General features: G+C 70.1%; 24 protein-coding genes and 7 tRNA genes. 13 read left to right on the top strand and 18 right to left on the bottom strand.

Annotated elements, in window-relative coordinates; translation table 11 throughout:
* Positions 1-9: 9 nt before the first annotated feature.
* Together ACY34M_RS21495 and ACY34M_RS21500 are read left to right on the top strand one after the other, a co-directional pair.
* Complete coding sequence (locus ACY34M_RS21495) at positions 10-2,226, top strand: elongation factor G-like protein EF-G2 (protein WP_462719564.1); 2,217 nt, start codon at positions 10-12, stop codon at positions 2,224-2,226.
* Positions 2,227-2,412: 186 nt separating this feature from the next.
* Complete coding sequence (locus tag ACY34M_RS21500) at positions 2,413-4,161, top strand: hypothetical protein (RefSeq protein ID WP_462719717.1); 1,749 nt, start codon at positions 2,413-2,415, stop codon at positions 4,159-4,161.
* 3 nt (positions 4,162-4,164) lie between these two features.
* On the opposite strand, the gene ACY34M_RS21505 is transcribed toward ACY34M_RS21500, so the two are convergent.
* Entirely contained in the window at positions 4,165-4,728 is a 564-nt protein-coding gene (locus ACY34M_RS21505; RefSeq protein WP_462719563.1) for an HIT family protein, read from the bottom strand.
* Positions 4,729-4,795: 67 nt separating this feature from the next.
* On the opposite strand from ACY34M_RS21505, the gene ACY34M_RS21510 reads away from it, so the two are divergent.
* Positions 4,796-5,479: a potassium channel family protein gene (locus ACY34M_RS21510; RefSeq protein ID WP_462719562.1), complete on the top strand. Its 684-nt coding sequence runs from the start codon at positions 4,796-4,798 to the stop codon at positions 5,477-5,479.
* A 17-nt stretch (positions 5,480-5,496) separates the two neighbouring features.
* Here the strand turns inward: ACY34M_RS21510 and thrS are convergent, their stop codons facing one another.
* Positions 5,497-7,476 carry a threonine--tRNA ligase gene (thrS, locus tag ACY34M_RS21515; protein WP_462719561.1) on the bottom strand — a complete coding sequence of 660 codons (1,980 nt, stop codon included), beginning with the start codon at positions 7,474-7,476 and terminating at the stop codon, positions 5,497-5,499.
* Between the two features lie 156 nt (positions 7,477-7,632).
* Between thrS and ACY34M_RS21520 the strand changes: the two genes are divergently transcribed.
* Positions 7,633-8,196, top strand: coding sequence for a DinB family protein (locus ACY34M_RS21520; RefSeq protein WP_462719560.1), 564 nt, complete (start codon positions 7,633-7,635; stop codon positions 8,194-8,196).
* 9 nt (positions 8,197-8,205) lie between these two features.
* Here the strand turns inward: ACY34M_RS21520 and ACY34M_RS21525 are convergent, their stop codons facing one another.
* The gene (locus ACY34M_RS21525) at positions 8,206-9,423 is read right to left on the bottom strand and encodes a hypothetical protein (protein WP_462719559.1); all 1,218 of its coding nucleotides are present in this window, start codon (positions 9,421-9,423) and stop codon (positions 8,206-8,208) included.
* 36 nt (positions 9,424-9,459) lie between these two features.
* Positions 9,460-10,026, bottom strand: coding sequence for a DUF4365 domain-containing protein (locus ACY34M_RS21530; protein ID WP_462719558.1), 567 nt, complete (start codon positions 10,024-10,026; stop codon positions 9,460-9,462).
* Between the two features lie 260 nt (positions 10,027-10,286).
* Here ACY34M_RS21530 and ACY34M_RS21535 point away from each other — a divergent pair, with 260 nt between their 5' ends.
* Positions 10,287-11,012: an exonuclease domain-containing protein gene (locus tag ACY34M_RS21535; protein WP_462719557.1), complete on the top strand. Its 726-nt coding sequence runs from the start codon at positions 10,287-10,289 to the stop codon at positions 11,010-11,012.
* Between the two features lie 66 nt (positions 11,013-11,078).
* Here the strand turns inward: ACY34M_RS21535 and ACY34M_RS21540 are convergent.
* From ACY34M_RS21540 to ACY34M_RS21580, 9 genes are all read right to left on the bottom strand, one after another.
* Positions 11,079-11,150: transfer RNA gene (locus ACY34M_RS21540), tRNA-Val, on the bottom strand.
* A gap of 39 nt (positions 11,151-11,189) precedes the next feature.
* Entirely contained in the window at positions 11,190-11,645 is a 456-nt protein-coding gene (locus tag ACY34M_RS21545) for an SRPBCC family protein (protein WP_462719556.1), read from the bottom strand.
* 18 nt (positions 11,646-11,663) lie between these two features.
* Positions 11,664-14,408, bottom strand: a complete 2,745-nt coding sequence (locus ACY34M_RS21550) for an exo-rhamnogalacturonan lyase family protein (RefSeq protein ID WP_462719555.1) — start codon at positions 14,406-14,408, stop codon at positions 11,664-11,666.
* Between the two features lie 82 nt (positions 14,409-14,490).
* Positions 14,491-15,060, bottom strand: coding sequence for a hypothetical protein (locus tag ACY34M_RS21555; RefSeq protein WP_462719554.1), 570 nt, complete (start codon positions 15,058-15,060; stop codon positions 14,491-14,493).
* On the bottom strand, positions 15,057-15,908 hold the full coding sequence (locus ACY34M_RS21560) for a carbohydrate ABC transporter permease (RefSeq protein ID WP_462719716.1): 852 nt from the start codon (positions 15,906-15,908) through the stop codon (positions 15,057-15,059). Before ACY34M_RS21560 ends, ACY34M_RS21555 begins: the two co-directional genes overlap by 4 nt.
* A 17-nt stretch (positions 15,909-15,925) precedes the next feature.
* Positions 15,926-16,882, bottom strand: coding sequence for a carbohydrate ABC transporter permease (locus ACY34M_RS21565; protein WP_462719553.1), 957 nt, complete (start codon positions 16,880-16,882; stop codon positions 15,926-15,928).
* A gap of 31 nt (positions 16,883-16,913) precedes the next feature.
* Positions 16,914-18,230 carry an ABC transporter substrate-binding protein gene (locus ACY34M_RS21570; RefSeq protein ID WP_462719552.1) on the bottom strand — a complete coding sequence of 439 codons (1,317 nt, stop codon included), beginning with the start codon at positions 18,228-18,230 and terminating at the stop codon, positions 16,914-16,916.
* 195 nt (positions 18,231-18,425) lie between these two features.
* Positions 18,426-18,497, bottom strand: a tRNA-Val gene (locus ACY34M_RS21575).
* 75 nt (positions 18,498-18,572) lie between these two features.
* Positions 18,573-19,091: a TIGR02611 family protein gene (locus ACY34M_RS21580; RefSeq protein WP_462719551.1), complete on the bottom strand. Its 519-nt coding sequence runs from the start codon at positions 19,089-19,091 to the stop codon at positions 18,573-18,575.
* Between the two features lie 190 nt (positions 19,092-19,281).
* Here ACY34M_RS21580 and ACY34M_RS21585 point away from each other — a divergent pair, with 190 nt between their 5' ends.
* Entirely contained in the window at positions 19,282-19,695 is a 414-nt protein-coding gene (locus ACY34M_RS21585; protein ID WP_004002642.1) for an SsgA family sporulation/cell division regulator, read from the top strand.
* Between the two features lie 245 nt (positions 19,696-19,940).
* Positions 19,941-20,498 (top strand): CGNR zinc finger domain-containing protein, encoded by a 558-nt coding sequence (locus ACY34M_RS21590; protein WP_462719550.1) that lies wholly within the window; start codon positions 19,941-19,943, stop codon positions 20,496-20,498.
* Positions 20,499-20,528: 30 nt separating this feature from the next.
* On the opposite strand, the gene ACY34M_RS21595 is transcribed toward ACY34M_RS21590, so the two are convergent.
* Positions 20,529-20,747, bottom strand: a complete 219-nt coding sequence (locus ACY34M_RS21595) for a hypothetical protein (RefSeq protein ID WP_462719549.1) — start codon at positions 20,745-20,747, stop codon at positions 20,529-20,531.
* A 107-nt stretch (positions 20,748-20,854) separates the two neighbouring features.
* Positions 20,855-21,286 carry a hypothetical protein gene (locus ACY34M_RS21600; RefSeq protein WP_462719548.1) on the bottom strand — a complete coding sequence of 144 codons (432 nt, stop codon included), beginning with the start codon at positions 21,284-21,286 and terminating at the stop codon, positions 20,855-20,857.
* Positions 21,287-21,465: 179 nt separating this feature from the next.
* Here ACY34M_RS21600 and ACY34M_RS21605 point away from each other — a divergent pair, with 179 nt between their 5' ends.
* Positions 21,466-21,975 carry a DsbA family protein gene (locus tag ACY34M_RS21605; RefSeq protein WP_462719547.1) on the top strand — a complete coding sequence of 170 codons (510 nt, stop codon included), beginning with the start codon at positions 21,466-21,468 and terminating at the stop codon, positions 21,973-21,975.
* A 3-nt stretch (positions 21,976-21,978) separates the two neighbouring features.
* Here ACY34M_RS21605 and ACY34M_RS21610 read toward each other — a convergent pair whose 3' ends face one another.
* From ACY34M_RS21610 to ACY34M_RS21620, 3 genes are read right to left on the bottom strand one after another with little or no spacing between them, the layout of a single operon-like run.
* Positions 21,979-22,803 carry a GNAT family N-acetyltransferase gene (locus ACY34M_RS21610; protein WP_462719546.1) on the bottom strand — a complete coding sequence of 275 codons (825 nt, stop codon included), beginning with the start codon at positions 22,801-22,803 and terminating at the stop codon, positions 21,979-21,981.
* Between the two features lie 43 nt (positions 22,804-22,846).
* Complete coding sequence (locus ACY34M_RS21615; protein WP_462719545.1) at positions 22,847-23,668, bottom strand: aminotransferase class IV; 822 nt, start codon at positions 23,666-23,668, stop codon at positions 22,847-22,849.
* 34 nt (positions 23,669-23,702) lie between these two features.
* Complete coding sequence (locus ACY34M_RS21620) at positions 23,703-24,737, bottom strand: chorismate-binding protein (RefSeq protein WP_462719544.1); 1,035 nt, start codon at positions 24,735-24,737, stop codon at positions 23,703-23,705.
* A 155-nt stretch (positions 24,738-24,892) separates the two neighbouring features.
* Between ACY34M_RS21620 and ACY34M_RS21625 the strand changes: the two genes are divergently transcribed.
* The 5 genes from ACY34M_RS21625 (at position 24,893) to ACY34M_RS21645 (ending at position 25,338) form a co-directional block, all read left to right on the top strand.
* A tRNA-Gly gene (locus ACY34M_RS21625) sits at positions 24,893-24,965 on the top strand.
* Positions 24,966-25,002: 37 nt separating this feature from the next.
* A tRNA-Cys gene (locus ACY34M_RS21630) sits at positions 25,003-25,076 on the top strand.
* Position 25,077: 1 nt separating this feature from the next.
* Positions 25,078-25,149 (top strand) — tRNA-Val (locus ACY34M_RS21635).
* Positions 25,150-25,173: 24 nt separating this feature from the next.
* Positions 25,174-25,245: transfer RNA gene (locus ACY34M_RS21640), tRNA-Val, on the top strand.
* Positions 25,246-25,263: 18 nt separating this feature from the next.
* Positions 25,264-25,338: transfer RNA gene (locus tag ACY34M_RS21645), tRNA-Val, on the top strand.
* The last annotated feature ends 16 nt before the right edge of the window (positions 25,339-25,354 follow it).

The following is a 25,354-nucleotide window of genomic DNA, read 5'->3' on the forward strand; positions in this document are numbered from 1 at the left end:
AGGCAAGGCATGGGCGACAAGAACAACGGACACCCCGGGGCCGCCGGCAGGGCAGCGACGGCCGACCATCCCGCGTCCGTACGGAATGTGGTGCTGGTCGGCCACAGCGGATCGGGCAAGACGACCCTGGTGGAGGCCCTCGCGCTGACCGCGGGGGCGGTGAACCGGGCGGGTCGCGTCGAGGACGGCACCAGCGTCTCCGACTACGACGAGATCGAGCACCGCCAGCAGCGCTCGGTCCAGCTCTCGCTCGTCCCGCTGGAATGGGACGGATTCAAGATCAATCTCCTGGACACCCCCGGCTACGCGGATTTCGTCGGGGAGTTGAGGGCCGGTCTGCGGGCTGCGGACGCGGCCCTTTTCGTTGTGTCCGCCGCCGACGGGCCCGAGACGATGGCCGGCGCGACACGCATGGTGTGGGAGGAGTGCGCGGCCGTGGGCATGCCGCGGGCCATCGTGATCACACACCTGGAGGCGGCGCGGGCCGACTTCGAGGACATGACGCGGACCTGCGCACAGGTCTTCGGGGGCGACGACCCGGACGCGGTGCTCCCGCTGTACCTCCCGCTGCGCGGCGAACAGGCGCCGGACGGGCACGCGCCCGTGACGGGCCTGATCGGGCTGCTCTCGCAGCGCCTCTTCGACTACGCGTCGGGCGAACGCAAGGAGTCGGAACCGGGCGCCGAACAGGCGTCGCTGATCGAGGAGGCCCGTAACCGGCTCATCGAGGGGATCATCGCCGAGAGCGAGGACGAGTCCCTCATGGACCGCTACCTGGGCGGCGAGGACATCGACGTCAAGACGCTCATCGACGACCTGGAGCGGGCCGTCGCGCGCGGCGTCTTCCACCCGGTCCTCGCGGCGGCCCCGGCGGCCGAGGACGCGCGGCAGGGCATCGGCACCGTCGAACTCCTCGACCTGATCACCGGCGGCTTTCCCACACCGCTGGAGCGCGCCGCGCCCGGCGTCCGCAAACGCGACGGCAAGGAGCTCGACATCCACGCCTGCGATCCCGAGGGACCGCTGGTGGCGGAGGTCGTGAAGACGGCGTCCGACCCGTACGTGGGGCGGGTCTCGCTCGTCCGCGTCTTCTCCGGCACCCTGCGCCCCGACGAGACGGTGCACGTGTCGGGTCACGGTCTGTCCGACCACGGGCACGAGACCCGCGCCCTGCACGAGGCGGACGAACGGATCGGGGCCCTGTCGGCTCCCTTCGGCAAGCAGCAGCGCACGCTGACGCACTGCATCGCGGGCGATCTGGCGTGCGTCGCGAAGCTCAGCCGGGCGGAGACCGGGGACACGCTCTCGGCGAAGGACGACCCACTGCTCATGTCGCCGTGGGAGATGCCGGATCCGCTGCTGCCGCTGGCCATCCAGGCGCACAGCAAGGCCGACGAGGACAAGCTCTCCCAGGGCCTGTCGCGGCTCGTCGCCGAGGACCCGACGATGCGCCTGGAGCAGAACCAGGACACCCACCAGGTCGTGCTGTGGTGTCTCGGCGAGGCGCACGCGGACGTCGCCCTGGAGCGGCTGCGCAGCCGGTACGGGGTGCAGGTCGACGTCGTCGCGCACAAGGTCTCCCTCCGGGAGACGTTCGCGGGCAAGTCCGCGGGGCGCGGCCGGCACGTGAAGCAGTCGGGTGGCCACGGCCAGTTCGCGATCTGCGAGATCGAGGTGGAGCCGCTGCCCGGCGGCTCGGGCATCGAGTTCGTGGACAAGGTCGTCGGCGGCGCGGTCCCCCGGCAGTTCATCCCGTCCGTGGAGAAGGGGGTGCGGGCGCAGGCGGCGAAGGGCGTCGCGGCCGGATATCCGCTCATCGACGTGCGGGTGACGCTGCTCGACGGCAAGGCGCACTCGGTGGACTCGTCCGACGCGGCGTTCCAGACGGCGGGCGCGCTCGCGCTGCGGGAGGCCGCGGCCGATGTCCGGATCCATCTCCTGGAACCGGTGGCCGAGGTCGAGGTCCTCGTCGGCGACGACTACGTGGGCACCGTCATGAGCGATCTGTCCGGGCGGCGCGGCCGCGTCGTCGGCACCGAACAGGCGCCGGGCGGACGGACGTTGGTGCGGGCCGAGGTGCCGGAGATCGAGATCGGCCGGTACGCGGTGGACCTGCGCTCGCTGTCGCACGGCACGGCGCGTTTCAGCCGCGAGTACGCCCGGCACGAGCCGATGCCGGCCCAGCTCAGCGAGCGGATCCGTGAACAGGCCCAGGACGTCCCGTAGTCGATCCTCGGCCGTCCACCGGCCCCGGCTTCCCGTTCCTCGGGGTCGGTGTCGGTGGTGGCCGCTACGCTGGTCGAAGATCAGCCGGATCCGGCCGACGGCGCGCCCAACAGGTGTGCGGGGCGGTCAAGTCGGGAAAAGCCGCAGCGACAGCGTGCGGTGATGGGGGTGGCAGTGGCGGACACGATGAAGCCGGCTTCGGCCGACGGGGTTTTCGACTTCCAACCGGGCGCGCAGGTCCCGCTCAAGGGGTCGGCGGGCCAGACCGCCGCGACGTTCGCCATCGCCTCGGCCGCGTACCGCGACGACCCGGCGGCAAAGATCGAGGACGCCAACAACGAGTGGCACAAGTCCCAGGTGAAGCCGGGGATATGGTCGATGTTCGCGCCGAATCTCGGTGAGGCATTCTCCCGGGCGGTGCAGGTGCGGATGCTGGGCGGCGCCCGCAAGCCGCTGATCCAGTCGTTCGGCACGGAACCGCACGTCGTCGTGGAGCACTGCCTCGCCGCCAATCGGATCCGGCGTCAGCGCGACAGCCTGCTGACGCTGGTGACGGTGGTGTTCGGCTTCCTGTTCCTGCCGGGTTTCCTGCTCTGGCTGACCGCGTTCCAGATCCGCCGGTCGAACAACACGCGGGTGGCGCTGGCCGAGAAGGAGGTCAAGGAGGCCGACGGCAAGGGGACCAAGGAGAAGCGCGAGGCCAAGAAGCGCGAGCGCCAGGCGCGCAGCCGGGCCGCCCTCTCCACGGCGCTGTTGGCCATCGTGTTCGTGGTCGTCGTGATCGGCCTCGTCAAGCTGCCGTCCGACAACGGCTGGACCTGGTACCTACGGGCCTGCTTCGTGGCACCGGTGATCGGCGGCCTCTGGGCGCGGCGGATCTGCGAGCGCACCGCGCAGGACCTGCGGGAGCGCTGGGGCGGGCTGCTGTCCGGCGGCGGGATCGGCGCGAAGATCCCGGAGGCCGTCCCCGGCAGCCCCGGCGAGACCGCGGCGGAGCAGCTGCGGCAGAACCTGGCCAAGCTGACCGCCGAGCAGGCGTCGAACTCCGTGTTCTACGCGGGCCCCAAGGGCATCCTGGGCATGGGCACGCGCTGGGGCGGCTGGCAGCTGGCCGAGGACCTGGTGTCGAAGGAGCCCGGCAAGGACATCCACCCGTTCCGCAGCTGGGACGTGGTGCGCGCGATCTACGACCAGCTCCGTCTCCTGGAGCGCAAGCCCATCCACACGGGCGGCTTCCCCACGCCGTCGGTCAAGCACTGGATCGTCTCGCCGATCGGTGAGAACGCGAAGAGCGTGACCCGCCCCTCGGGCGTGGACGTCGAAGCGTTCGAGACCCGGCAGCACGCGATAGAGAGGATCTGCAACGAGCAGCAGTTCGGCAGCGGCAGCCGCCACTACCTGGGCGTCCAGTTCACGCTCTGGGACGGTCAGTTGGTGATCACGATGCTGATCACGGTGACGGTGCTGCACCAGACGCTGCGGATAGAGGTGACCGGGCACGCGCTCGGTCCCGTGCACTCGCTGTTCACGACGAAGCCGGAGCCGAAGACGAAGGAGATCTCCAAGTCCATACGGTTCTGGGAGACCACCTCGAAGACGCTCCCGCTGGTCACCTCGGACGAGGCGGTCCGGATCGCGGTCCGCGCCCCCTTCACCTGGTATCCGCCGCTCCTGGACCACCTCGGGGGCAAGCTGGTACTGCCCGAGCCGTTCGGCCTGCGCCACGCCTGGGCGGACCAGCCGTGGCGCCACCGCTTCATGGCGGACGACGCGCTGCGCACGGCGACGCCGGTGCTGCGCGTGGTGCACGCGGCGGCCATCAAGGTGCTCGACGAGAACGGTGTGAACACCGAGAAGTTCGGCGCCCGCTCCGGCTTCCTCAGCGGCGCGGTACAGGACCCGTCGCCGGGGAAGGCGGACACGTACAACGCGTAGGACTCAGTCGCTCGGCCAGGCCTTCGCCAGGGCCGTGCGCGTGTCGGCGAGCATCTGCGGCAGCACCTTGGTGTGGCCGACGACCGGCATGAAGTTGGTGTCGCCGCCCCACCGCGGAACGATGTGCTGGTGCAGGTGGGCCGCGATGCCGGCGCCCGCGACCGCGCCCTGGTTCATGCCGATGTTGAAGCCGTGCGCGCCCGAGGCCGAGCGCAGCGCGGTCATGGCGCGCTTGGTGAAGTCGGCGAGTTCCGCGGTCTCGTTCGCGTCGAGGTCCGTGTAGTCGGCGACGTGCCGGTAGGGCAGCACCATCATGTGCCCGCCGTTGTACGGGTACAGGTTCAGGATCGCGAAGACGTGTTCGCCGCGCGCCACGATCAGGGCGTCCTCGTCGGACTTGCCGGGAGCCGCGCAGAAGGGACAGCCGTCGTCGGCCCCGGGGCCGCTCGGTTTGCCCTCGCCCTGGATGTACGCGATGCGGTGCGGGGTCCACAGACGCCCGAATCCGTCCGGCTCACCCACTGGACCGACCTGCTGCTCCGGCTCACTCGTCATGCAATGCAGCATATGGCGTCGCCTCAGGGAGGCGTGTCGCCGGGTACCGCCCCAGGTCGGCGCGGGTGATGCTGTCGGGATGACCGACACCGCACTGGCCCGCTGGGAGCGGCGCAACGGCGCCGTTCTCGCGATCGCCTCGCTCGTCTTCCTGGCCGCGTACGCGGTCCGGGTACTCGGCCACGACCTGCCCGACGCCCTGCGGGCCACGTCCCTGACGCTCGCACTCGTCGCGTGGGCGGTGTTCCTCGTCGACTACCTGGTGCGCCGGCACCTGAGCGGGCAGCGCTGGCCGCGCTTCGTGCGCACCCACTGGCTGGACACGCTGGTCCTGCTGCTGCCCCTGCTGCGTCCCCTGCAGATCGTGCGGACCTACGAGGCGGTGCAGCGCAGGCGGAACGAGCCGCGGCTCGCACTGCACGCGCGCGTGATCGCGTACGCGGGCCTCTCGGTGACGCTGCTCGGCTTCGCGGGGTCGCTGGCCCTGTACCAGCAGGAGCACGCGGCGCCCGGCGCGGACATCCGCACGTACGGCGACGCGGTGTGGTTCACCTGCACCACGCTGTCGACCGTGGGCTACGGCGATCTGGCCCCGGTGACCCCGCTCGGCCGGCTGGTGACGGTGGGCGTGATGGCCTGCGGCCTTGCGCTGCTCGGCGCGGTCACCGGCTCGTTCTCGTCGTGGCTGCTGCAGGTCTTCGCGCAGGAGGGCGAGAGGCCCCCGGGGGACTCCCCGGAGGCCTCTCGCCGTGACACCGAATGACGTCCTGACGGACGACGTCAGACCTGCGCCCGCTCCTCGACGACCTTCACGATCTTCGCGATGGCCTCGTCGACCGGGATGCCGTTCTCCTGCGAGCCGTCGCGGTAGCGGAAGGACACCGAACCGGCGTTCATGTCCTCGTCGCCCGCGATGACCATGAAGGGCACCTTGGCCTTCTGCTGGTTGCGGATCTTCTTCTGCATGCGGTCCGAGGACTTGTCGACCTCGACGCGCAGCCCCCGGGCGCGCGCCTTCTCGGCGAACTCCTCCAGGTAGCCCACGTGCCCGTCGCCGATCGGGATGCCGACGGCCTGGACCGGGGCGAGCCACGCCGGGAACGCGCCCGCGTAGTGCTCCAGGAGCACGCCGAAGAACCGCTCGATCGAGCCGAACAGGGCGCGGTGCAGCATGACGGGCTGCTGGCGCGAGCCGTCGGCCGCGGTGTACTCCAGGCCGAACCGCTTGGGCTGGTTGAAGTCGACCTGGAGGGTCGACATCTGCCAGGAGCGGCCGATGGCGTCCTTGGCCTGCACCGAGATCTTCGGGCCGTAGTAGGCGGCGCCGCCCGGGTCCGGGACCAGCGGGAGGCCCTGCTTCTCCGCGGCGGAGCGCAGCGCCTCGGTGGCCTCCGCCCAGTCCTCGTCCGTGCCGATGAACTTGTCGGAGTCGTCGCGGGTGGACAGCTCCAGCTCGAACTCGTTCAGGCCGTAGTCGCGCAGCAGGTCGAGGACGAAGGTGAGGAGCGTGTCGAGCTCCTCCGCCATCTGCTCCTTGGTGCAGTAGATGTGCGAGTCGTCCTGGGTGAAGCCGCGCGAGCGGGTCAGCCCGTGCACGACGCCCGACTTCTCGTACCGGTACACGGTGCCGAACTCGAAGAGCCGCAGCGGCAGCTCACGGTAGGAGCGCCCGCGGGACTTGAAGATCAGGTTGTGCATCGGGCAGTTCATCGCCTTGAGGCGGTAGTTCTGCTCGTCGAACTGGATGGGCGGGAACATGCCCTCCGCGTAGTGCGGGAGGTGGCCCGAGGTCTCGAAGAGGTGCTCCTTCGAGATGTGCGGGGTGTTCACGAACTCGTAGCCGGATGCCTCGTGGCGGCGCCGCGAGTAGTCCTCCATGACCTTGCGGATCACGCCGCCCTTGGGGTGGAAGACCGCGAGGCCGGGGCCCAGCTCGTCCGGGAAGGAGAACAGGTCCAGCTCGGCGCCGAGCTTGCGGTGGTCACGCTTCTCGGCCTCTGCGAGGAACTCCAGGTAGCCCTTGAGCTCGTCCTTCGACGGCCACGCGGTGCCGTAGATGCGCTGGAGCTGCGGGTTCTTCTCGCTGCCGCGCCAGTAGGCGGCGGCCGAGCGCATCAGCTTGAACGCGGGGATGACGCGGGTGGTCGGCAGGTGCGGGCCGCGGCAGAGGTCCTTCCAGCACAACTCGCCGGTCTTGGCGTCGATGTTGTCGTAGATGGTCAGCTCGCCGCTGCCCACCTCGGCGTCCGCGCCGTCGGCAGCCTGCGCCGCGTTGCCCTTGAGGCCGATGAGCTCCAGCTTGTACGGCTCGTCGGCGAGCTCGACGGCCGCGTCCGCGTCGGTGGTGACGCGGCGCGAGAAGCGCTGCCCCCGCTTCTGGATCTCCTGCATCTTCTTCTCGATGCGCTTGATGTCCTCGGGGGTGAACGGCTCCTTGACGTCGAAGTCGTAGTAGAAGCCGTCCTTGATGGGCGGGCCGATGCCGAGCTTGGCCTCGGGGAACAGCTCCTGCACGGCCTGCGCCATGACGTGCGCGGTCGAGTGGCGCAGGATGTTGAGACCGTCCTCGGAGGAGATCTCGACGGGCTCGACGGTCTCGCCGTCGGCGACCTCGTACGCCAGGTCCTTCAGCTCGCCGGCCACGCGGGCGGCGACGATGCTGCGCTCGCCGGGGAAGAGCTCGGCGGCCGTAGTGCCCGTCGTCACCACGCGCTCTTCCCGCTCGGAATCGCGTTGGATGGTCACACGGACATCAGACACCGGACTTCTCCTACCTGAAGATGGAACGCCGCGCCATTACCTGTGACGCGCGCAAGTGCGATCGTACCGAGTCACCAGGACCGCTCGCGAAACGGTTAATCGCACGGAGGCCCGGCGGCCGGGCGACTGTCGGTGCGGGGCCCTAGCGTGAGACGTATGACACTCGACTGGAACACGCTCCTCGCCGACCAGCTCGACTGGCACTGGCGGCACCAGCTGCGCGACCGCCTCGCGGGGATCTCCGACGAGGAGTACTTCTGGGAGCCCGTGGCGGACTGCTGGAGCGTGCGCCCGCGCGGCTCCGCGACCGCCCCGATCGTGGGCGGCTCCGGCGACCTCGTGATCGAGTTCGCCCACCCGGAGCCGGTGCCCGCGCCGGTCACGACGATCGCCTGGCGCCTCGGCCACATCCTGGTGGGCGTCCTCGGCCTCCGCAACGCCTCGCACTTCGGGGCGGACCCGGTGGACTACATGAGTTACGACTATCCCGCCACGGCCGCCGACGCCCTGGACCGTCTCGACGCCGCGTACGCGCAGTGGATCGCGGGCGTGCGCGGACTGGACGAGGCGGCGCTCGCCCGCCCGTGCGGACCGGCCGAGGGCCCGTTCGAGAAGGAGCCGATGGCGACGCTCGTGCTGCACATCAACCGCGAGATGCTGCACCACACGGCGGAGATCGCCCTGCTCAGAGACCTCTACGCACACCGGCCCACCGACTAGTCCGCCGCGCTACTCCTCCCCCGCGCAGGCCTCCTCGAAGAAGTCCAGGTTCTCCTGGAGCGACTTCATCAGCCGGTCCCGCTCGGCCTCCTCCACCTGTACGGGTACGACCTCGTTCGCGCCGGTCAGGCGGCGGAACCCGCCCCGGCTCTCCAGTCGCCCCTGCACGCGGATCGGCAGGCCCACCAGATGCGCGTGCCCCGCGATCCGGTACGCCTCCTCGTCGAGCGTCATCCGTACGTGCGGCACCTCGGCGCCCGCGAGCACCCGCAGCCGCACCGTGCCCGCGCCGCGCGGCCCGGCCCGGCGCATCCGGACGACGGTGCCGGTGACCCGGACGGCGACGGCCGGTTCGGCGGACAGGTAGCGGGCCCCGGCCGCACGCAGCACGTCGAGGTCGCCGGGTGAGAACTCGACGGGGGCGTCGCCGTCCGTGCACTCGCGCGGCACCCCGGCGGCCGGCGCCCACTCGACGCCCACGCGCGCGCCCTCGGTGCCGCGGACCAACGCGACGAGCGCCTCGGTCAGTTCATGGCTGACGCCCGCCTCGATCGCCCCGTCGAACGCGTCCATGCCGCCGGTGGCCCGCCGGTAGTCGATGGCCTCGCGCACCGCGTACAGCGCCTGGTGCAGCCGGACGGCGAGCGAGCGCCCCGTGGCGACGGGCACGAACGCGGCGAGCCGGCGCCCGCCGGACGCCGTCTGCACCAGCACGTTCTCCAGGACCACGGCGGCCGGCCGCCGGTGCCGGGCCCCGTAGTAGCCGGCCCGGCCGCGCGCGGCGAGGGCGCCCGCGAGCAGCATCTGCCGTGCCGCGCCCCGCAGTTGTTCCTCGGCGGTCCACGACGAGACGCCCGCGGGCCCGGCCGGGACGTCGCGCGTCCAGCGGATCTCGTCGCTCGGCACGGCCAGTGAGACGAGCACCTCGCGCGCGGACGGCATCCCGCTGCGCTCCAGGGCGACGAGCGCCTCCCCGAGGAGTTCCTCGCTGTCGGGGAAGGAGCGGCTCTCCGGTACGAGCAGGCTGGTGCGGTCCCCGGCCCCCGGCAGCGTCCAGCGCGCGTACCGCCCGGCGGCCCCGCCGCGCCGCTGCCAGCCGTGCCGGTGGAGCAGTGCGCCGAGCACCGCGGGGTCGACCTGCGCGGGCTCGGGTCCGACGAGGTCGACGGGGTGGCCGCGGCCCGCGCCGAGCGGACGCAGGGGTTCGTCGATCGGGCGGTGCTGCATCACACAACTCCCTTCGGGCCGGGCCGGGTTGAACCGTCAGGGCCGTCCACCCGCGCCCACCCTGGCCATGATGTCGCAGAGCGCGCGGTCGTCGAAGATCCGCGCCGTCTGGACGCGCACGGTGGTCCTGCGCCGGCCGGTGACCGGCTGTCCGGCGAGGTTGCTCCAGTAGCAGCAGTGCCGCAGATCGAGCCGGTCGTGGCTCGCCCGCAGCCAGTCGTCCTGCGAACGCGGCACGAGCATCACGACGAGGATCTTGTGCACGGAGACCGGGGTGCGGGCGAGCTTCTCCAGGTGCGCGTTGTCGAGCGTGAACGCGAAGGACGGTCCCGGCGGATCGGGCGCGACCTGGTACGTCGCCTTGAGCTGCACCTTGATGGTGACCTCGTCGTCGACCGTGTGCCCCGGCGAGCTGTGGCTGACGTGCCAGTCGATGCCGTTGTCCGGAAAGGGCTGCGAGAGGGAGCATCCCGCGGCGGCCGCCACGGCGTGCAGATAGCCCACCTGCAGCGTCTCCATGCAGGCGGTGGTGGCGAGCGTGCCGCGCGGCGGTGCGATCCGCTCGGGCAGCAGCCCGCCTCGTTCGGGCCGCGCGAGCGCCATGGTCCAACTGGCCTTCCGGAAAGAGCGGATCCCGCGAGAGGGGCCGCCGGTTCGAAGAACGGGCCAAGATCAAAACAGTGGTCCGAGATCAAGGAATTGCTCGGCTCCGGGTCAATGGCACCCCGCTGAACTGCCATGACTCATACCTGTGTTGTCACCGCTCGGCGTACGACGCAAACAGTGCGGGTATCACCGCTTGGGCAGGGGCGACATGTCGACGGGACGTCATCTGCCGTAGGTGAACCGGGAGTTGAGTAAACATGACGTGCTGGTACGAAGGCCCCCTTGCCGCCTTCGACACGGAGACCACGGGTGTGGACGTGGAGAGCGATCGCATCGTGTCCGCCGCCGTGGTGGTGCAGGACGCGGCAGGCACCCGGCCACGGGTGTCGCGCTGGCTGGTGAACCCCGGAGTTCCGGTGCCGCCCGGCGCGACCGAGGTGCACGGACTGACCGACGAGCATCTGCAGCGCACCGGGCGCTGGCCGGCTCCGGTGATGGAGGAGGTCGGCCGGGCGCTCGCCGAGCAGGCCGCGGCGGGCCGTCCGCTCGTCGTGATGAACGCGCCGTTCGATCTGACGCTGCTCGACCGCGAGTTGAAGCGGCACCGGGCCTCGTCGCTGACCCGCTATCTGGAGACGGCGTCGCTGTGCGTGGTCGATCCGCGGGTTTTGGACAAGCACCTGGACCGCTACCGCAAGGGCCGCCGCACGCTGACCGATCTCTGCGAGCACTACGAGGTCGAGCTGGCGGACGCGCACGACGCAGCGGCGGACGCGCAGGCGGCGCTGGACGTGGTGCGGGCGGTGGGCCGCCGCTTCGCGTCCCGCCTCGAACGCCTCTCCCCCGCCGAGCTGCACACCTTGCAGGCGGTCTGGCACGCGGCGCAGGCCCGCGGCCTGCAGGCCTGGTTCGCCCGCAGCGGCAATCCGGAGACGGTGGACCCGGCGTGGCCGCTGCGCCCGGAACTCCCCGCGGCAGCCTGACCGTTCCCCCGCCGGGGCCACAACGAAAAACCGGCCCGCCTGTACGGCGGACCGGTCATTCTCGGGTGGGCGATACTGGGTTCGAACCAGTGACCTCTTCGGTGTGAACGAAGCGCTCTCCCACTGAGCTAATCGCCCGGGAACGGGTTGAACAATACAGGTCGCGGCGGCCAGTGTTCAAACCGGTTGCATGTGGGCGGCCAGCCCCCGCCGCCCACCGCGCATCATCCAGGCGTGGTTGGCCAGGAACACCGGGCGGCCGGGCACGGCGAACCGGCGCAGCAGGGGCTTGGTCACCTCGACCTCCTGGTCGTAGACGGCGCGTGTGCCACCGCCCCCGCCCGCGAGCAGCGTCCACCGCGCCCACCCCTCCAGGTCCCCCGTCATCGCGATCTCCAGCACCCCGGCGGCCGGGTCGCGGCGCCGCTCGCGCGCGGTGACATGCAGCTCGTACGGGAGGAAGGACCGGAAGACGGCGACGCCGCTGGTGCCGCTCCCGTCCAGCGACGTCACCGAGCGGACCTGGGGCCACCACCGCGGGTACTCCTCGGCCCGTTCGAGAACCGCGAAGACCGCGGCGGGCCGCGCGGGCAGTTCCCAGACACTGCGAAAGCGGTAACGGTTCCAGTCCATGCCCCGAGGATGCCGTGACTAGGGCATCCTGTCGCCGACCAGCGCGAGGTTCTCGATCGCGGCGAGCCCGTACAGGGCGGTGTCGTTCGTGTAGACCCAGTTCGCCTCCGTGCCCGCGACGAGCGTCACGGGTCCGTCCACCTTCTCCGTCTTCCACGGCGAGGACTCGGTGTAGCCGTCGCTCTTGAAGAACTTCTCCCAGGCGCGCGCGGCCAGCTTGTCGTCGCCGGTGCGTACGGCGGCGTAGGCGTCGAGCCGGGAGTGGCCCTGGAAGAGGATGAGGGAGCCGAAGTCCGAGCCGTACCGCGCCTTCTGCTCCGCCTTGGTGGCGTTGAAGTAGCGGCAGTAGTCGTAGTACGCCTCTTCGAACTTGGGCATGTCGACCTGGTCGATCAGCTCCGCGCACAGTTCGTTGAGGCCGAAGACCGCCGACAGGTGGGAGACGCCGACGACGGGTTTGTCGGCGACGGCGAACTTTCCGGTGTCGAGGTCGTAGAGCCCGCTGCCCTGTACGAAGCCGTTGGGCTGCGCGGCGATGGTCTCCATGGTCGACAGGACGCGCGCCCTGGCCTTCTCCCACTTGGGTCCGCGCCGCTCCCACTCGGTGAGCCAGGCGGAGACGAGGCCGCTCCAGTCGGTGCCGAAGCCGATGGACAGGGCGTGCGGGTCGGGCTTGTAGTCGGTGTCGGTGCGGACCTTGCGGTTCGGGTCGAGCACGAGGAACGTCTCGTCGGAGTCGACGTTGGCGTGCATGAGATCGCCGACGCGCTCGTCGCCCGTGAGGAAGTAGTAGTAGCGGCGGTACGTGGTGTTCGCGATGCGCTGTTGCTTGGCAGAGTCGGCGTAGTGCTGGACGCCGTGCCGGGTGCCGAGCCCTGCCCACTTGCCCAGGTGGTAGACGTCGACCTCGCCGGTGTGCCGGGTCATGGCCTCGGCGAAGCGGAAGATGTCGGCGCGGCCGGAGCGCAGATACGCGAGCCAGAGCCAGATGTCCGGCGACAGCTCGGAGTTGTCCCACGCGTAGCCGCCGACGTCATAGCGCCACTGGTGACGCGCAGGGTCGTAGGAGTGCATCACATCGCCGTAGTCCCAGAAGCCGTACCAACGGCGCATCTCCACCTGGTCCTTGTAGTAGGTGAAGAGGAAGTCGAGGTGGTCCTCGATCTTCGCCTTGGCGGGGGTGGAGCGGTCGGGTTCGGAGTAGAGGCCGGGGCCGAGGACCCGCGCCCCGATGAGCTGCTTCGGCGGCGCGGCCAGCTGCGGCAGCACGCGCACGGCCGCGACCTGCCGGGCGAACGTCGCGGGCTTCGGTGTCGCGTCGTTGGCCCAGAACATCAGCTCGCTGGTGCGGGCGATGCCGTACGGGGTGCCGAACTCGGGCTCGTAGTCCTCGTACGTGATGTTGAGGCCTTCGAGCTGCTCGGCGTACGTGTCCTGGCCCATGCCGTCGTGGTAGAAGCGCAGGTCCATGGGCTGGGCCTCGGGCGACCAGAGCCAGAGGGTGACCTCGGCCTCGTCGGTGTGCGCGCCGCGGATGTCGAGGCCCGCCGGGTGCTTCTCCCAGAAGTCGCGCAGGCCGAAGGAGAGTCCGCCGCTCGGTCCGCCGACGTAGCCGAATCCGCTGGCGCGGCGGCCGCCGCCCGCGCCGATCCAGCCGTGGCCCTTCTTGGTGCGCTTCTTGAGCGTGAAGCCGTCGGCCGACAGCTGGGAGAGCGTGTAGTCGCCCCACTCGGGGATGTACTGGAGCCGCGTCGTGACGCGCTGGTCCCAGGTCGAGGGGTCGGGCAGTTTCTCGCCCGCGAACTGGGCGGCCTGCACGGCGGCGCCCGGGTCGCGGCGCAGTCCCGTGATGCCCTGGACGGCTTCCCGGAGCATGCCCGTGCCCTCGCCGCCGATCCGGATGTGCCGGTCGTACGCCTTGTCGCGCATCGGCACGGTGAAGCGGACGCCGAGCCCGCGGATGAAGTCCCCGGAGGCCTTGCCGGGTTCCTGGGTGCCGTCGTACGTGATGGTGTGCACCATGCGGAACGATTCGGCGCCCGCGTAGAAGTAGAACCGGATCGAGAAGGGCAGCCAGCTGCGCTTGCCCTTGCGGTGCTTGCCGTCGATGCGGACGACGGCGCGGACGGGTCCGTCCTGTTCGACCTTCGTCTCCTCAATGACGGACTCGAACCGCTCGTACGTCGCGGCCCCCTGGTCGCCGTCCTCGATCTCGCCCTGCCGCAGGAGGACGAGCCGGCCGTCCTTGGCGATCTCCGTGGAGCCGCGGGTGACGGACTTGACCAGGCTCGATCCGCTCTTGCCGAGCTTCGCCACGACGACGCCGGTGTCGACGGTGACGGTCCCGCCGCTCGTCGAGACGCGCACCTTCTTGTCGGGCGCGGCGGCGGTCCCCGCCTTCAGGGAGAGCTTTCCGTCCCCGACGCCGGGCCCCACCGCGTGCGCGGTCCACTTCAGGGAGCCGTCGGGCCACTGGGCGAGCGGCCAGGTCTGGACGGGGACCTGCTTGCCGTCCTCAGTGGTGAGGGCGAACTCCTGCCCCTTCTCGTACGCGCCCTTGGGCCAGGGCACGCCGACGGTGGAGCCGGGGGCGGCGCCGAGCCCGCCGTCCTCCAGCCAGCCGAGCACGACCGGCTGGTCCGCGGCGGGTGCGGCGGCCTGCGCGGCCTTGGCCTCCTTGCCGCCGAGCGCCCAGCTGAACTGCGCGGCCGCGCCGGCGACCGCGGCGGCCTTGAGGAGGGACCTGCGGGGAATGGGGGACATCGTCGTTCCTTTCCGTGCATGCCAAAGGTGCGTACGAGAAGGGGGTGTACGGGGAGGAGGCTTACGAGCAGGGAGGTGCGGGTCAGTGGGTGCGGTCGCGTTCCTCCACCGCGACGGCCGCCGCGGCGAGGATGCCGAGCACCGGCACCGCGAGCGGCGTGAGGAACTCCGCACCGAGGACGACGAGCGCGATGCCGCACACCAGGAGCAGCGATCCGCCGGGGGCCCGTACGGTGCGCCGGGCGGCGGCGCCGAGCAGTGCCCGCCAGGTCGGGCCCGGCTCCCACACGGCGGCGGCCCGCAGCACGGCGACGGCGCCGCCGATGAGCGCGACGATGCCGACGGCGGCGGCGAGCTGCCCGCCCGGCAGCCCGGCCCGCGCCATGCGCAGGTCGACCCATACCGCGAAGAACCCGGCCGCCCCCGCGAGACCGACGAGCCAGCCGTGACGCACGGCGAGGCGGAAGTCGGCGACGAACTCCCGCCAGCCACCGGCCTGTTGACCGATGTGGCGGCGCAGGTGCCGGGCCCCGGCCGCGAAGGCGGCCGGAGCGGTGACGACGGGCAGGGCCGCGAGCGCGATCCACACCCCGGTCAGCAGGCACTCGGCGAAGACGGCGAATCCGGTCCGCCGCCGCGACTCGGTCCTCACTTGAGCCCCGACGTGGCCATGCCGTCGATCAGATACCGCTGGAAGGCCATGAAGAAGGCGATGACCGGGATGAGCGCCATCATCGCCATGGCGATCTGACCTCCGTAGTCGGAGATGCCCTGCTGGTCGCGGAACATCATCAGGCCGAGCGAGACGGTGTACTTCGAGGGCTCGTTGAGGTAGATCAGCGGGCCCATGAAGTCGTTCCACGCGTTGATGAACGTGAAGATCGCGCTGGTGATCAGGGCGGGCCGGCACAGCGGCAGCACGATCGACCAGTAGATCCGCAGATGGCCGCAGCCGTCGAGGCGCGCCGCCTCGTCCAGTTCGCGCGGGAGCCCGCGCATGAACTGCACCATGAGGAAGACGAAGAAGGCCTCCGTGGCGAGGAACTTGCCCGCGAGCAGCGGCACGTACGTGTTGATGAGCTCCAGCTTCTGGAACATCACGTACTGCGGGATGAGGAGCACGTGGTACGGCAGCAGCAGCGTGCCGATCATCATCGTGAACAGCAGGTTCCGGCCCCGGAAGGGGATCTTCGCGAAGGCGTACGCGGTGAGCGAGCTGGAGACGACGACGCCGACGACCGCCAGCACCGCGTAGAACAGCGAGTTGGTGAAGAAGGTGCTGATGGAGATACCGGCGATGCCGTCGGCGAGGCCCTTGACGTTGTCCAGAACGGGGTCGGCGGGGAAGAGGTCGAGCGAGCCGACGATCTTCTTTCCGGGCTTGAAGGCGGCGCCGATCACCCAGACGACGGGGTAGAGGACGACGCAGAGCACGGCGAGCGAGAAGAGGTGCCAGACGACGGATCCGGTGCGCCTGCGAGGGCTCGCGCCCTGGCTCATCTGCGGTGCGACGGTGGTCACTTGACGTCCTCCTCGTAGTGCACCCACTTCTTCTGGGACCAGAACAGGACGGCGGTGACGAGCGCGACGGCGAGCAGCAGCATCCAGGCCATCGCGGACGCGAAGCCCATCTGGGACTGCTGGAAGCCCTTTTGGTACAGGTAGCAGGTGTAGACGAGGGTGGCGTCGGCCGGTCCGCAGAACGTGTTGGAGACGACGTAGGCGGAGCCGAAGATCTGGAACGAGTGGATCGACTCCAGCAGGACGTTGAAGAAGAGCACCGGGGAAATCATCGGCAGGGTGATGTTCCAGAACCGGCGCAGCGGTCCCGCCCCGTCCACGGCTGCTGCCTCGTACAGCTCGCGCGGCACCTGTTTGAGTCCGGCGAGGAAGATGACCATGGGTGCGCCGAACTGCCAGACGGTGAGCGCGACCAGGGAGTAGAGGATCAGGTCGGGGTCGCCGATCCAGCCGCCGAGGTTCAGGCCGAGGGAGCCGAGTCCCTTGTCGACGACGGCCTTGTCACTGAAGATCGCCCGCCAGACGAAGCCGACCGAGACGCTGGCGCCGATCAGCGACGGGGCGTAGAACGCGGCCCGGTACAGGCCCTGCCCGCGGCGGCTCTGGTTGAGCAGCAGCGCGACACCGAGTGCGAGCAGCAGCTTGAGCGGAGTGCCGATGACCACGTACTTGAGCGTCACCTGCACCGACTTCTGCCAGCGCGGGTCGTCGAACATGGCCGTGAAGTTGTCCAGGCCGATCCACTTCGGGGCGGCGAACAGGTTGTAGTCCGTGAACGCGTAGTAGAGCGAGGCGATCATCGGCCCGGCCGTGAGCAGCAGGAACCCCGCGAGCCACGGCGACATGAACAGATAGCCGGCGAGGTTGTCGCGCCGACCCCGCCGCTTTTGTGCGACGGGTCGAACGACGTTCACCTCTTCGGCCAGGACTGTGGCGTCCTTGACGAGCGACATGGTGCTGTTTCCCCTCGGAAACGTAGGGGGGTCAGGCCTGGAAGGCCGCCTCGGCCTCACTGAAGAACTGCTTCACGGCGGCCGGGACCTTCTGCTTGCCGTTGGCGACGTCTCCGGCGATGCGCAGGAAGGCGGCCTCGACGACGTCCGCCCCCGACGGGTGCGGCGTGATCTTGCCGAGCACATCGGCCTCGCCGACCTCGGTCTCGTACGCGGCGATGCCCTTGTTGGCCTCGGCGACGGCCTTGTCGGTCTCGGCGCCCGGCTTGTACGCGTCGAACTGTTCCTCGGTGGCGAGCACACCCATGTCGTAGCCCATGACCTTGCCGACCTCGGGGTCGTGGACCATGAAGTCGATGAACTTGGCGGCCTGCGCCTGGGCCTTGCACTTGGTGGAGATGGAGAGCATCAGCGAGCCGAGGTACTGGCCGGTGGCCTTGCCGTCGGTGGTGGGGATCGGCGCGAGCGCGTAGTCGGAGTCGCCCTCGCCCTCGTAGCGCACCGAGAAGTTGTCCCAGGTGAACTCGGCGCCCGCGAGCCCGGCGGAGAGCCCGGACTTCGGCTTGACCTGCTCGATCTTCTTGGGGTCGGCGACGATGCCGGACTTCACGCGCTTGTAGTAGTCGGACCACCACTGCGTCAGATCGTCCTCGGTGAAGCCGAGTTTGCCGTCCTTGAAGAACGCCTTGCCGTTCTGCCGCAGGTACGGGTCGTAGAGGTACATGACGCCGCCGTAGCCGGTGTCTCCCGCGATCTTCAGCTTGTCCTGGATGGTCTGCAGGGATCTGAAGTACTCGTCCCAGGTCCAGCCGAACGTGGGCTTCACGCCCGCCTTGTCCCACACCTTCTTGTCGATGACGAGCGACATGGTGTTGGCGCCGACCGGAACCGCGACCTGCTTGCCGCCGGAGACCTGACCGGCCGTCTCGACGCCGCCGCGGAACTGTTCGAGGCTCAGATTCCCTGCGTCGACCTGGGACTTGAGGTCGAGCAGAACTCCCCGCTTGTCGTACTTCGCAAGGAAGGCAACAGAGTTGAGGAATACATCCGGAGGATTTCCGCCCGAGGCCTGCGTCTGGAACTTCTCCCAGAATGCCTGGTAATCGGTGAATTCCGGCTTGATTTTGATCTTCGGATTCTTCTTCTCGAAGAGCGCGATCGCCTTCTTGATTTTCACGGCGCGCGGCTCACCGCCCCACCAGGCGAACCGCAGGGTCGCCGGACCGTCCGCGTCCCCGCCGCCTCCTGACCCACCGTCACCACCGCAGCCGGCCGCGGCCAGGCCCAGCACCGCGGCCGAAGCCCCCGTGGCCTTCAGCAGGCCACGTCTCCCAAGATCCCTGTTCATAGGCACAGCTAGCCCCTCCACCCTGCGCGTTGAATCGTTTTAGGCAAGCGCTTGCCGAGCAAAAGTAGAGACGGGTGGGCGGTGCGTCAACAGTTCGGACGAAGATTGACCGCGGGGCGCTTCGAACGCCCAGGTCGGAGCCGAAAAACGCCGAGAGCCCCGGAGACTCGATGTCTCCGGGGCTCTCGGTCCGGGTGGGCGATACTGGGTTCGAACCAGTGACCTCTTCGGTGTGAACGAAGCGCTCTCCCACTGAGCTAATCGCCCGGGCGCAGGAAGAACATTACCCCATGTCAGGGGGTTCCTGGGACCACCCTGCACCCCATGGCCCGCACCACACCGTCACTGCTTGATGTTCCACGGCATCTCGAGGCCGAACTTCCATACGTAGACCCCGCCGAGCACGGCGATGATCACCAGTCCGATCGTGGTCAGGATGATGTTCCGCCGCCGCACCTTCGGGTCGAGCGCGCGCTGCGTCGCCTCCGTGACCTTCCGCTTCGTCCAGCGCAGGACCAGCTGCGCCCAGACGAACTCGGTCGCCCAGATCGCCATGCCACCGAAGATCACCAACCAGCCGGGACCCGGCAGCGGCAGCATGATCACGCCGCCCACGACGACGGCGAGCCCCACGATGAAGACGCCGACCTGCCAGCTCAGGTGCAGGGTCCGCCTGGCCTGGATGAACTCCGGCGCCCGCGAACCCAGCGGCTTGCCCCCTGCCGCCGAGTCCTCCGTCGAGCCCTGTGTCGAGCCGCCCGTCGCACCGTCCGCCGCACCGCGCGAACCGGCCCCGACGGTCGCGTCGACCTTCTCGGGCGCCCCGGGCTCCCTGGCCCCCTTGTCACTCCCCGTATTCATGCACTCAAACCTACCGGACGGATTCGGGTCACTGAAATGGGTGTTTCCGACCAAGAAAGACTCGGCCGTACGAGCTACCTAAGCACGCCCAAAACACTCAGAGGGGTTTACAACGGCACCGTAGGTGGCATGTCGATTTCGCCGACGTGCGAATCCCCGAGCGCACACTGAGCGAAAGGCCCTGGCGCTTATGAACACCACGGTCAGCTGCGAGCTGCACCTGCGCCTCGTTGTGTCGAGCGAGTCCTCACTGCCCGTTCCCGCAGGACTGCGGTATGACACGGCCGATCCGTATGCCGTGCACGCCACCTTCCACACCGGAGCCGAGGAGACAGTCGAATGGGTGTTTGCCCGCGACCTCCTCGCCGAAGGCCTTCACCGGCCGACCGGCACCGGAGACGTCCGAGTCTGGCCGTCCCGCAGCCACGGTCAGGGCGTTGTCTGCATCGCCCTGAGCTCCCCCGAGGGCGAGGCTCTGCTCGAGGCCCCGGCGCGGGCCCTGGAGTCGTTCCTCAAGCGGACGGACGCCGCCGTGCCACCCGGTACGGAACACCGCCATTTCGACCTCGATCAGGAGCTCTCCCACATCCTCGCGGAAAGCTAGCGCCGCGGAACGAGGAGGCCCGCGCCGGCACCCAGTCGGCGTGAGCAGCGCGAGAGCGCGCCGTGCCGTCCACTCGGGGAGACGGCACTGCGTCATGGTCGGGACAACCGCATACGGCATACACCGGCGCCGTCGCCGTGGGAGTTTCCACGGTGGCGGCGCAGGTGCGTGTCAGGGGGTCGGCAGGCACTAGGCTCGGGCGGCATCGGCGGGCGGGAGCCCTACCCCAGGCCAGGGAGCGAATCGTGCTGATCACCCACGACACCCGGTGTGCGCTCGACACCGTGGTCGATCTGGTGAACACGACACCGGACGGCGACACGGCGGACGGGCTCGCCGGCCTGGCCGCGCTGACGGATTTCGTACGAAGGAACGATGTCAGCGATGTCGGCGAGCTGACGGAAGACGATCTTCAATCGGTGCACACGGTGCGTGAGCGGTTCTCGGCGGTGTTCGCGGCCCGTGATCAGCGCGCGGCGGCGACGGTGATCAACGAACTGGTCGCCGAGGCGGGCACCACTCCCCGCCTCACGGACCACGACGGCTACGACTGGCACATGCACTACTTCGCGCCCGGTGCCTCCGTCGCCGACCACCTGGCGGCCGATTGCGGGATGGCGCTGGCGTTCTTCGTCGTCGCCGGTGAGCAGGAGCGGCTGCGGCGCTGCGAGGCGCCCGACTGCCGGCACGCGTTCGTCGACCTGTCCCGCAACCGCTCGCGCCGCTACTGCGACAGCCGTACCTGCGGGAACCGGCTGCACGTCGCGGCCTACCGGGCGCGCCGCAAGGAAGCCACCGGCTGAAACCGTTCACAACACCGGTCGCAGCAGTCGTCACAACAGCAGGAGATCGTGCAGCGCGGCCATCAGGAGCAGGCTGCCGATCACTCCCAGGAAGATCATCAGCGGGGGTTGGGAGAGCGCGAAGAGGCAACCGCGCTGACTCTCGCTCCGCCTCTCGGTCGGTACGGGCACGGGCGGCGCGGGCTCACTGCGAGGCGCCTGCCCCTGATCGGCGTCCAGCTGGTCGGGCAGCTGCGGTGTGTCCAGCATCTCGTCGTGATGATGTCGCACTCAGCCGCCGGCGGGCATTCAACCCACCACTTTCGAGGGGTAGTTGGCGCGAATCCGTGACGGCGTGCCGCAATCGTCTGTTGACGTCAGATGCCGTGCTTCTTGAGGATCGCCTCGATGTCGCTGAAGTCCTCGGCGGGCTCGCCCTTCGGCTGCTTCGCCTGCTTCGGCTGCGCCGCGGGGACGGCACGCCGGCCCTCTCCGAGCGAGGGCGCCGACGCGGCGGGGGCCACGGCGCCCGGCTCCTTGGCGGAGCCGCCGGAGCGGCGCCGCTCCACGGCCCGCGTCCCCATGAACATCAGCCAGGCGAGGCCGAGCACGCCGAAGCCGGCCCAGGCGGTCGGGCTGAACGCCGTGTCCACGATCCACTGGACCGCGCCCGTCATCACCAGGCCCAGCGGTACGAGGGCGTAGGCGGCGGTGCGGGCGGCCTTGAGGAACCGCTTGCGGAAGGCGAGAACCCCGGCGATGCCCAGGCCCGCCACGGCAACGGCGGAACACACGGTCTCGGCGATCATCCGGTCCTCCCGAGCTCGGACAGAGTGGGGCGCTTCCCCCCTCCCATCCTGCACCGGCCGGGGGTCCGGGGGCCACGCCCCGGGCCCGCCTCGGCCACATCTGGGGGACATCTCGGGGTCGCCGCTCCTCCGCAGGTCCAGGTTGGGGCCCGGCGGCCGGTCCTGGGAGACTGGCTCCCATGAACGCCCCGAACCCCATCCTTGACGTGTGGTGCGAGCTGCAGTGCCCCGACTGCCGCTCGGCCCTGGACGATCTCCGCGCGCTGCGGGAGCGCTACGGCGACCGCGTCGAGCTGCGCCTGCGGCACTTCCCGCTCGAGAAGCACAAGCACTCCTTCGCCGGTGCGCAGGCCGCCGAGGAGGCGTTCGCGCAGGGCAAGGGGTGGCCGTACGTGGAGGCCGCGCTCGGGCGCGTCGAGGAGTTCGACCGCAAGGGCGAGACGTTCCTCGTCGAGGTGGCGGGGGAACTCGGCCTGGACGCCGAGGAGTTCGACACCGCGCTCGTCGACGGCCGGCACATCCTGATCGTCGACGCCGACCAGGCCGAGGGCAAGGTCATCGGCGTGACCGGCACGCCCACGTACGAGATCGGCGGGGAGCTGCTGCACGGCGGCAAGAGCCAGGAAGGGCTGCGCGAGCGGATCGAGGAGATCGCGGACCGGCTGCTCGCCGAGCAGGAACAGGCGTAACGCTCAGAGCAGCTGCTTGTAGAGGTAGTACGTGGTCGGCTCGTAGCCGAGTGAGTCGTACAGGCACAGCGCGGTCGCGTTGCGCGCGAAGACGTTGAGGCCGATCCGGGTGGCGCCCGCGGCGATCGAGTCGGCCTCGGCGAGCAGCATCAGCGAGCGCCCGTGTCCGCGCCCCCGGTGGTCGGACGACACCTCGACGTCGAAGACGAACGCGCCCTCGGGGCGCTGCGCCACCCAGAGCGTTCCGACCCGCTCGCCTTCGTGCTCCAACACGCTGAGCAGGACGTCCGGGGTGGCGACGCCCTCCGGGAGCAGCGCGGTGTGGTCGTGCTCCGCCTTCTGGCGCGCCTCCTCCTCCGTGGCGCCGCGCTCGACCCAGGTGCGCGCGTACGTCGCCTTGGTGTGCGCGAGCCACGGCCCGTACTCGGCCTCCGTCATGCGCCGGCCCGTGGCGCCGTCGGGGAGGGCGGGCGGCCGGTCGGGCAGGGTCTTCGCCATGTTCCTGTTGCGCTCCACGTAGCCGAGGGCGCTCGCGAGGCGGCGCAGGCCCTGCTCGTCCGCGGGGACGCCCACCTCGACGCGGCGGCAGTTCCAGGAGCGGGCGACCTCCTCCGCGGCGAGCGCGGCGACGGTGCCGCGGCCGCGCCCCCGGTCCTTCTCGTCGACGCGCAGCTCCAGTATCTGGGCGACGGACGGGCCGAAGACGGGGTGCGTGGCGAGGTGCAGGGTGCCTACGGGGCGGCTGTTCACGCACACCGCGAAGTGACGCGAGCGCGAGCCGTCGGGGGTGCGCTGGAGCGGCTCGGTCGGCCGCAGGGTGGTGGTCATCACGGGTGTTGTACCCGCGCGCGCCCCCGACGTGACAACGGATTTACGGGTCCAGCCGGTCTGCTGCCCGCTCGTCCCACACGCGCATCGCCTTCGCGGTGACGGGGCCCGGCGCGTCGGTCAGGTCCCGGTCGTCGACGCGGTGCACGGCCTGGATGTCGCGCAGTGTCGACGTCAGGAACACCTCGTCGGCCTCCGTCAGGACGGACAGCGGCAGGTCGGTCTCCTTGGCACCGGTCCATTCGACGGCGAGGGCGCGCGTGATGCCGGCGAGCGGGCCCGCCGTGAGCGGCGGGGTGTGGATCTCGCCGTCCAGGACGACGAAGACGTTGGAACCCGTGCCCTCGCACAGCTGTCCCACCGTGTTCGCGAACAGGGCTTCGGACGCGCCGTGTTCGTGGGCGCGGGCCAGGGCGACGACGTTCTCCGCGTACGAGGTGGTCTTCAGGCCCGCGAGGGCGCCGCGCTCGTTGCGGGTCCACGGGACGGTGATCACGGCGGTGGTGTCGGGGCGCCGCTTGGTCTCGCCGAGGGCGACGACGAGGGTGGCGCCGTGGTCGCCGCGGTCGGAGCCGAGCGGCGAGAGGCCGCCGGTGTAGGTGATGCGCAGGCGGCCGAGGGCCATCGGGTTCGCTTCGAGGACGGCGGCGCAGGCGCGGCGCACCTCGTCGAGGTCGGGCTCGGGCAGTCCGAGTCCGCGGGCCGAGCGGGCGAGCCGGTCGAGGTGGCGGGTGAGCGCGAACGGCTTCCCCTCGACGGCCTTCACCGTCTCGAAGATTCCGTCGCCCACGGTGAGCCCGTGGTCGAAGACGGAGACGCGCGCCGCCTTGGTGTCCTGCAGCCGGCCGTCGAGCCAGATCTTCACGTGCGTTCCCTCCAACTTGCCCGGACCCCGTTTCCTAGGAGTCCGTGTACGTTCCCGACGCTACCGCCAACAGTCGCGCCGCCTTCAGCTCGGTCTCCCGCCACTCCCGCTCCGGCTCGGAGCCCCAGGTGATCCCGGCGCCGGTGCCGAAGCGCAGCACCGCCCCCCGCGGCTCGCGGTCGATCCAGAAGGTGCGGATCCCCACGGCGAGTTCCCCGCTCCCCCGGTCCGCATCCACCCAGCCGATGCCGCCGCAGTACGGGCCGCGCGGCGCGGTCTCCAGCTCGCCGATGATCCGCAGGGCGCTGGACTTCGGGGCGCCGGTGACGGAGCCGGGCGGGAACGCGGCATCGAGCAGCTCGGGCCAGCCGGCCGCCCCGGGCAGCTCGCCGCGCACGGTGGAGACGAGATGGACGAGGCCGGGATGCTTCTCGACCACGCACAGTTCGGGGACGGTCACGCTGCCGGTGGCGCAGACGACGCCCAGGTCGTTGCGGACCAGGTCCACGATCATCACGTTCTCGGCGTGGTCCTTGTCGAGGAGATCCGCCTCGGTGCGCCCGGTCCCCTTGATCGGCCCGGATTCGACGACCTGGCCGTCCCTGCGCAGGAACAGCTCGGGCGACGCCGTGGCGACCTCCACCCCGTGTCCGGGGAGCCGGATCGTTCCGGCGTACGGCGCCGGGTTCCCGCGCGCGAGGAGGGCGGTGAGGGCGTCCACGTCGGCGTCGGGGGAGATGGGCGCGGAGAGCACGCGGCAGAGGTTGGCCTGGTAGACCTCGCCGGTCGCGATGTGCGCGCGGATGCGTCGCACGCCCTCCGTGTACGCGGCGTGGTCGAGCGACGACGTCCAGTCCGCGGGCGCGGGCCCGTGCCAGGCGCCGGGCCGCGGGGCCGGGACCGGCTCCTCGCGGATGTCACCGAAGCGCGCGCAGACGAGACGGCCCTCGAAATCGGCACAGACGGCCCAGAAGCCGGTGGAGTCGAGGGCCGCGGGATCACTGGTGACGTCGCGCAGATCGGTCGCGACGAGCCCGCCGAAGCGGGCCAGAGCTGGGAGGTCGTGCACACCTTCGAGTCTATGGCTGGTGCCGATGGACCCACCTGAGCAGGACCTTCGCCGGTGGCACCGCAGCACGCTGCGCAAACGCGTTTTTGTACTGGCCCAGGAATCCGCTAGAGTTCAACACGTCGCCGGGACGCGCAAGCCGACCGGAAAGACACGCGAACGTAGCTCAGTTGGTAGAGCGCAACCTTGCCAAGGTTGAGGTCGCCGGTTCGAACCCGGTCGTTCGCTCAGGATGTGGGGGATCTTCCCGAACCCCTACGCTCCTGGTGGAGTGGCCGAGAGGCGAGGCAACGGCCTGCAAAGCCGTCTACACGGGTTCAAATCCCGTCTCCACCTCCAAGCGCGATTAGCTCAGCGGGAGAGCGCTTCCCTGACACGGAAGAGGTCACTGGTTCAATCCCAGTATCGCGCACTGAAGCCGCAAGGCTTCCATCCCGGACGATTAGCTCAGCGGGAGAGCGCTTCCCTGACACGGAAGAGGTCACTGGTTCAATCCCAGTATCGTCCACTGCCCCCTGTGGGTCCCGCGCGATTAGCTCAGCGGGAGAGCGCTTCCCTGACACGGAAGAGGTCACTGGTTCAATCCCAGTATCGCGCACCAGCAAGAAGCCCCCGGT

The sequence above is a fragment of the Streptomyces sp. EDA2-14 genome (genome assembly GCF_054963755.1).